Genomic DNA, 6,270 nt, shown 5'->3' on the forward strand with positions numbered 1-6,270 from the left:
CCCATGGAGCTGTCGACCGAACGGCCGCAGAGCACGGCGGCGGCGCTGCAACCATTCCCCAGATGGGCAATCAGCAGGTTGCAGTCTTCAGGGGCTTTTTTCAGGCGGCGGGCAGTTTCCTGCGTGACATAGCGGTAGCTGGTGCCGTGGAAGCCATAACGGCGCACCGCATCCTGCTCATACCACTCGTAAGGCACGCCATACAGGTAGGCTGACTCGCTCAGGGTCTGATGGAAGGCTGTGTCAAATACGGCGACCTGTGGCACGCCGGCAAACAGCTCGCGGCACAGCTCAAGCCCGAGCAGATTGATTGGGTTATGCAGTGGTGCCAGGGGGGACAGCGTCGCCAGGCGCTGCTGCTGTTCGTCATCAATGATGGTGCTGGCATGAAACAGTTCACCGCCATGCACAACCCGGTGGCCGATGCCCTGCAGATTTTGCAGCACTGAACCACAGCGCTCAATAAAACTCAGCAGTGCGGCTTTATGGCCGGAGTCTGCGGGCAGGTCACCCTGATATTCAATAGCGCCCTGAATACGGATGCTGGGCTGGTGTTCATTCAGGCGCTCGGCCAGTGCAGTCAGCAATGGCGCGGATTCATCGGGATTGGCGTACAGAGCAAACTTAATGGATGAGCTGCCACAATTGATGACAAGTACAGATTGGTTCACAGCAGATTCCTTGCTTTTATCGATGTATGCCCGGCTCAGGCCGGGCTGACGGATTTCAGGCTAACTTCCAGACGTTGCAGAACGGTGTAAGCCCCACGACTGGCAACCTCCGGCAATTGCCCCATCGCAAATTTCAGCGCGTAGAGGTAATCGCCTCCTGAGGCTTCAGCACGAATAATCACGGCGGGAATGGCTTGCAGACGGTGGTCACGGCTTTCGATGCTGATCAGCAGCCGTTTACCGACCTTCATTTTCAGTGGCGAAATAATGGCAATACCGCCGATGGCAAAATCGCGGGCGATAGCCATATGGGCTTTTTTCGGCCGGCCAAACAAATTCAGCATGCGGATTTCCAGCTTCAGCGGAGAGGCATCGTAGCGTTGACGGAAACGTCGTTCATTGGCTTGCACATTACCCCCTGGGGACTGGTTGCTGCTCGGCGGGAAAGCTTTCCTGCAGAGGCTGCTGGTCATAGCGGTTCAGTTTATTGTGTTCGATCATATTACGAATTTCGTCAATATACTCCTGACCACGGGTTGAGTAGCCATGCAGGCCTTCGGTCAGGGTTTCGCCACTGGCGTAGCCCCGCTGCTCGATTTCCTGTTCACGCAACTCGCGCAGCTCACGGTAGCGCGGGTGGCTGTTCAGGTTGCGCATATAGCTTTCGACTGATTCCAGTGGTGATTCAAAGGCGCGTACTTCATGACGCGAACTGCCACCACGGGCTTCAGGCACCAGACCACAACCCTCGCGGAAACACCACTGCCCAAACAGATTGTTGCCTTCCTGAGCAAAGCGCGAAGTGCCCCAGGCGGATTCGTTGGCGGCCTGAGCCAGTACCAGTGATGGCGGAATGGTGTTGACCCGCAGTAGCAGCAATGCTTTCTGCTCATCTTCGTCGTCGGTATTCACGCGGTATTTGATCAGCAGTTCCTGCAAGGTTGCCCGGTCACGTTCGGTTAATTCGTCAGGCGCCAGATACCACTTCTCCACGATCTGGCGCTCGGCCAGCACTCGTGTATTGGCCTCTTCAATTAACGGCAACAGGTAAGAGAAGAATGCGTTTTTCTTTTCTTTAACGTTCTGGTAACTGCTGAAGTCAGGCAGCGGCTGTATCTGCACGCTGGCACTGCGGACGTCATTGTCTGGTTGCGGGGTGTCTTCCCGGCAACAGCCGGCTAATCCCAGAATGATGATAAATGCTAAGTACTTTGGCATGTAAGAAACTGATTTTTTTAAGAAAGCTTCGTCTAAGTTTAGCGAATTTAACGCATTCCCCCCAGTACCGGAGCGTGAAGAAACGTCGGCAACGAACTGTCTTACTGATTGACACAATTGAAAGGCATGTGAGTCAGAATATTGTCTTATATTCACAGTCCAGTGATTTTTTGTTACCGCTTATGCGCTTTGGTGTATTCTTGCCGATAAAGCAATAAAGGCGCACCAAATACGCTGGAGTGCGCTGTCTATGGAATATTCAGGAAGCCGATTCTATGTCCAGTCAGCCATTGGTCATCATTGCTGCTGAAACCCTTGCTCTCCAGGCTCAGCTGGGGGATTTGCTGGCTGCGGAAGTCTGTGTGACCGGAGCGATCAATCGCGCACAGCTTTATGACTGGCTGGATGAGCCTTCGCAGATACCGGATCTGCTGATTCTTGAACAGGGCTTGCTGGAAGAAGATCTCCCGGCCTTTTGCCGCCGTTGGCATAATCACCCGCAAACCCGTCATTGCGATATTCTGCTGTTGGGTAGCGCTGATGAGGTTCTGGAAACAGAAGCGCTTATGGCAGGGGTTGCTGATTACCTGCGTAAGCCGCTGAATCCGTTGCTGGCACTGACCCGGATAAAAAAGCAGCTGGCCCAGCGGGCACAATGCAAACGGCTGGAAGCCTTGTCGGTGACGGATGGTCTGACACAGATTGCCAACCGCCGGTATCTGGACGAATTTCTTTGTGCGGAGTGGCGCCGGGCGCAACGGGAAGGCGGTAATATCGGCCTGATGATGGTGGATATTGATCACTTTAAAAGCTTTAACGACCATTACGGCCACCCGCAGGGTGACCGTTGCCTGACTCAGGTGGCGCAGTGTCTGCAGAAAACGGTACAGCGGCCACGGGATCTGGTGGCCCGTTACGGCGGCGAAGAGTTTGCACTGGTTCTGCCGTCTGTTCACTTTGAGGGGATGGCCGTGGTTGCCCAGCGTTTGCAGGCTGCTATCGCCGGGCTGGCGATTGCTCATGCAGCGTCTTCGGTGAGTCAGTATGTGACCGTGAGTATTGGTCTGGCCTGGTGCGAACCCCAGGCCGATGAAAGCCATGAGCTGTTGTTGGCGGCTGCCGATGAGGCGCTTTATGCCGCCAAATCAGCCGGGCGTAATCAATTCAGTGAAACGGTGAATCTGGCGCTGGTGCGCCAATTGCTGGAACACTGATCGTTCAGTTACTGCTTAAATTGGCACTCAGTTTATTCAGCAGGGCGCTGAGGCGCGACGAGGTACTCTGACGCCGGGTTTTCTGCAGCGCAATCCGTTGGAAATCTTCCAGTGCCTGCTGCAGTGAAACCAGTCCGGTGCTGATGACTTCATATTCGTAATGATGATCCTGAATGCTGATTTTCAGCAATTCCATATATTCTGCATTCAGCAGCTGCATCAGGTTAAAGACCTGATCTTTTTCTTCGCAGTTGCTGGCTTCCCAATAGGCATCTTCCAGTGTCTGAATCAGGTCCCAGATCAGTTCGCTGGCCTGACTGATGGTCATGGTGGACATAAGGCTCCTGTACAACATTGATGGTGACTGCTTTAAGCGTAGCAGACCGTCGATATCATGCCGTACAGGTGCGGTTGATCAGTGACTCGGGGCAGGCTTGCGGCGGATATACAGGGTTTTACGTGCGCGGGCGACCAGTTCGCCCTCGGCATCGACAATGTGTACTTCATAGGTCGGCAGAAATTTTTCGCCGTTCGCGGTTTTATCGCGGATTTCGGCCAGCATGGCATCAGTTACCAGAAAATGTGCACTGACAATACCGCGCCCGGGTTTTATAAAATCAATTTCAGCGCTGGCATCCCAGACGATGTAATCGCGGCCGAGACTGTTCATCAGCAACAGCATGTAAAACGGGTCAATCATAGAGAACAGGCTGCCGCCAAAGTGGGTGCCAACATAGTTACGGTTAAACCAGCGCAGCTTCATTTCGACTTTGGCTTCGCGGAAGTCTTTGGCCAGATAGCGGACTTTGACACCCGCGCCGAGATAAGGCCCGTAAACATTAAGGATGCGGCGTAAACCGGATGCAGAGGTCAGCCACTGGGTGAATTTTTTCATCATAACTTTCTCACGGCATTATTGGCGGTCGCGCAGTCTAGCGGTTGTGGCTGATGCGGAAAAGACAGAAATAAAAAGGAGCCCGCAGGCCCCTGATTATCTTGAGCAGCAGACGCCGGTTCAGCGTCAGAGATCAGTTTTGGTGAAGTGACGCAGGTAGCGCTGGTTGATGTCTTCGCGGGCGAGCAGAATCAGGGCGTCGGCGACATTAAAATCTTTATCGAGACAGGGCTCGCCGCAGACTTTGACGCCAATGCGCAGATAGGCTTTCAGCAGTGATGGCACCAGCGATTTACCGTCGATATCGACATCAATACGTGGCATATGCACTTTAGGCTCAGCACGCATGTGTTCGGGCGTGAAGTGTTTTTCGCGCAGATGATTCACAATGGCGATGGTGCGGGCATAGCCTTCGTTCAGTGGAATACTGGCGCAGCCCATCAGGTAATCGATATTGTGCGCTGACATAAATTGAGCGATGCCGGACCACAGCAGTCCGATGGCGGCGCCACTGCGGAAATCCGGATCAACGCAGGTGCGGCCAATTTCCATATAGGTTTTTCCCGGCAGCACGATGTTGCTGAGGTCAAACTCGGTGGCGGAGTAGAATCCACCGGCGCGTTGTGCCAGCTCGTTGGTCAGGATGCGGCTGTAGCCAATCACCTGGTCGCTCATCACGTCTTTTACAATCAGGTGCAGACAGAGGTCGTCGAAATCATCTTTATCGATGCCTTCGCTGGCGGTGGGCAGGCTGGCGCCCATGCCTTCGGCAAAAACACGATAACGCAGTTCGAGAGCCTGACGTATCTCCTTTGGATCCTGTGTAATACGGGCAACCAGTGGCGATTCGAGGGTTTCAGTCTGTTGGCGTGCAGTGGCTTGCTGCATAGTCAATCCTGTTATCTTGTTGATCAGCGCGACTCTAAGTCAGGGCTGTGACATTTCTATGACAAGTCCGACATTCGTCTAAAGGGCGGCTATGCTAAGTGACGGGGAGGATTTATGAAACCGTTAATTATTACAATTCTGTTACTGTGTTGTGGAACAGTTTCTGCGCAGCCGGTTCTTGGTGAAAACACCGCTGCGGAGCTGGTTTCCCGTGCATTGCAGGCTGAGCCCCTGCTGTGGCTCCCTTTTCCTATGCCTTATGAAATTGAGCGCAGCAGTAAAGATAAAGATGCCGGATTGCTGGATGGCCTGTTCCGTTATGGGCTGTTGCAGCGTGATAAGCAGATGAGAGTGGCAGAGGTCGAGGAAGACGGCCGGCGTAAACGCAAAGTGCTGGCGACCTGGATTTACGATTATCCGCTTGAACACCGGGAGCAGGGTACTCAGGAAGGGTTTTATTACGGGACCGGCAAACTGAAAAAACTGGTTGAGCTTTCGAGCCCTTATAAGATCGGTGATTACTATTACGCCGAGGCCTATATCCAGTGGTATGTCGATGACCTGCAGCTCTGGGCTAAAGATCCGGCTTTCCGTACCGCCCGTACCCTGCGCCGTAGTCTGGAATCCTTTCAAAAGCCGTTTGAAAAACGGGTTTATCTGCAATACGACGGGGATAGCTGGGGTTTCTGGAATGGTGAACCTGGTTTGCTCTGAATCGTTATCTGTTTATATCTGAGTACGCAGCCACAGCCCGGGAGGTGTACTCAGTCCTCTGTCCTGATGCAGAATTTCCCCGTTGTTGTCCATCACGTAATAGCTCGGGTAGCCCTGTACCTGATACTGCTCGGCGGTGCTCTTGTTACCCAGCAGAACTTCGCCTGTGAAGCCCACCGAATGAATAAAAGTTTCAACTTCCTGCCGGGTTTCCCAGTCCAGCGCAACCGCCACAACACGCAGATCTTCACTCCCCAGCAGATTGAGTCCGGGCATGCTGACGCGGCAGATGCTGCACCAGGGCGCAAAAAAATACACCAGTGTACGCGGATGGGCTGCAGGCCAGTTCAGATATCCGGACGTCAGATAACTGCCGGGGTTCTGGCTGCTATTGGCAGCGTCTGGCTGATTACCTTGCAATACGGGGAGTTGCAGTGAGGGGGCATAACTGCCGGCATCCAGCATATGGCGGCTGAGCCAGTGACTCAGGGCGATGAACAGTAAAACAAACAGAAGGAGTTCGGCCGCGCGGCGCAGCCATTTGCTGCGCGCGCTGCGGGGAGAAGATTCAGATGGCTTTGGAGAATCGTTGCTGCTCATGTTGTTGCAGATAGGTATCAAATGCCATGCAGGCATTACGTACCAGTAAGCGTCCTTTGTCGGTGATGCG

At 53.7% G+C, this 6,270-nt stretch carries 8 protein-coding genes and 1 pseudogene; 2 read left to right on the plus strand and 7 right to left on the minus strand.

Features of this window, described 5'->3' with window-relative positions; all coding sequences use genetic code 11:
• The 3 genes and pseudogenes from B3P58_RS15555 to B3P58_RS15565 form a co-directional block, all read right to left on the minus strand.
• Positions 1 to 671, minus strand: a pseudogene (locus B3P58_RS15555) (acetate kinase); the annotation flags it as partial.
• 35 nt (positions 672 to 706) lie between these two features.
• The gene (locus B3P58_RS15560; RefSeq protein ID WP_186435938.1) at positions 707 to 1,081 is read right to left on the minus strand and encodes a PilZ domain-containing protein; all 375 of its coding nucleotides are present in this window, start codon (positions 1,079 to 1,081) and stop codon (positions 707 to 709) included.
• Position 1,082: 1 nt separating this feature from the next.
• Positions 1,083 to 1,889 carry a glucosaminidase domain-containing protein gene (locus B3P58_RS15565; protein ID WP_286718922.1) on the minus strand — a complete coding sequence of 269 codons (807 nt, stop codon included), beginning with the start codon at positions 1,887 to 1,889 and terminating at the stop codon, positions 1,083 to 1,085.
• 275 nt (positions 1,890 to 2,164) lie between these two features.
• Here B3P58_RS15565 and B3P58_RS15570 point away from each other — a divergent pair, with 275 nt between their 5' ends.
• Positions 2,165 to 3,103, plus strand: coding sequence for a GGDEF domain-containing protein (locus B3P58_RS15570; protein ID WP_286718924.1), 939 nt, complete (start codon positions 2,165 to 2,167; stop codon positions 3,101 to 3,103).
• A gap of 4 nt (positions 3,104 to 3,107) precedes the next feature.
• Here B3P58_RS15570 and B3P58_RS15575 read toward each other — a convergent pair whose 3' ends face one another.
• The 3 genes from B3P58_RS15575 to B3P58_RS15585 all read right to left on the minus strand — a co-directional run bounded on the left by B3P58_RS15575 (position 3,108) and on the right by B3P58_RS15585 (position 4,886).
• Positions 3,108 to 3,440, minus strand: coding sequence for a hypothetical protein (locus B3P58_RS15575; protein WP_145469371.1), 333 nt, complete (start codon positions 3,438 to 3,440; stop codon positions 3,108 to 3,110).
• Positions 3,441 to 3,518: 78 nt separating this feature from the next.
• A complete protein-coding gene (locus B3P58_RS15580; RefSeq protein ID WP_286718926.1) occupies positions 3,519 to 4,001 on the minus strand; it encodes a DUF4442 domain-containing protein in 483 nt (160 codons plus the stop codon).
• 123 nt (positions 4,002 to 4,124) lie between these two features.
• A complete protein-coding gene (locus B3P58_RS15585) occupies positions 4,125 to 4,886 on the minus strand; it encodes a GNAT family N-acetyltransferase (RefSeq protein WP_145469373.1) in 762 nt (253 codons plus the stop codon).
• Positions 4,887 to 5,000: 114 nt separating this feature from the next.
• Here B3P58_RS15585 and B3P58_RS15590 point away from each other — a divergent pair, with 114 nt between their 5' ends.
• A complete protein-coding gene (locus B3P58_RS15590) occupies positions 5,001 to 5,600 on the plus strand; it encodes a hypothetical protein (protein WP_225691683.1) in 600 nt (199 codons plus the stop codon).
• Positions 5,601 to 5,612: 12 nt separating this feature from the next.
• On the opposite strand, the gene B3P58_RS15595 is transcribed toward B3P58_RS15590, so the two are convergent.
• Positions 5,613 to 6,200 carry a TlpA family protein disulfide reductase gene (locus B3P58_RS15595; RefSeq protein WP_286718929.1) on the minus strand — a complete coding sequence of 196 codons (588 nt, stop codon included), beginning with the start codon at positions 6,198 to 6,200 and terminating at the stop codon, positions 5,613 to 5,615.
• Positions 6,201 to 6,270 lie beyond the last annotated feature (70 nt).

Source organism: Thalassolituus sp. UBA2009, assembly GCF_002335285.1.
Taxonomy (GTDB): Bacteria; Pseudomonadota; Gammaproteobacteria; order Pseudomonadales; family Oceanobacteraceae; genus Venatoribacter; species Venatoribacter alkanivorans.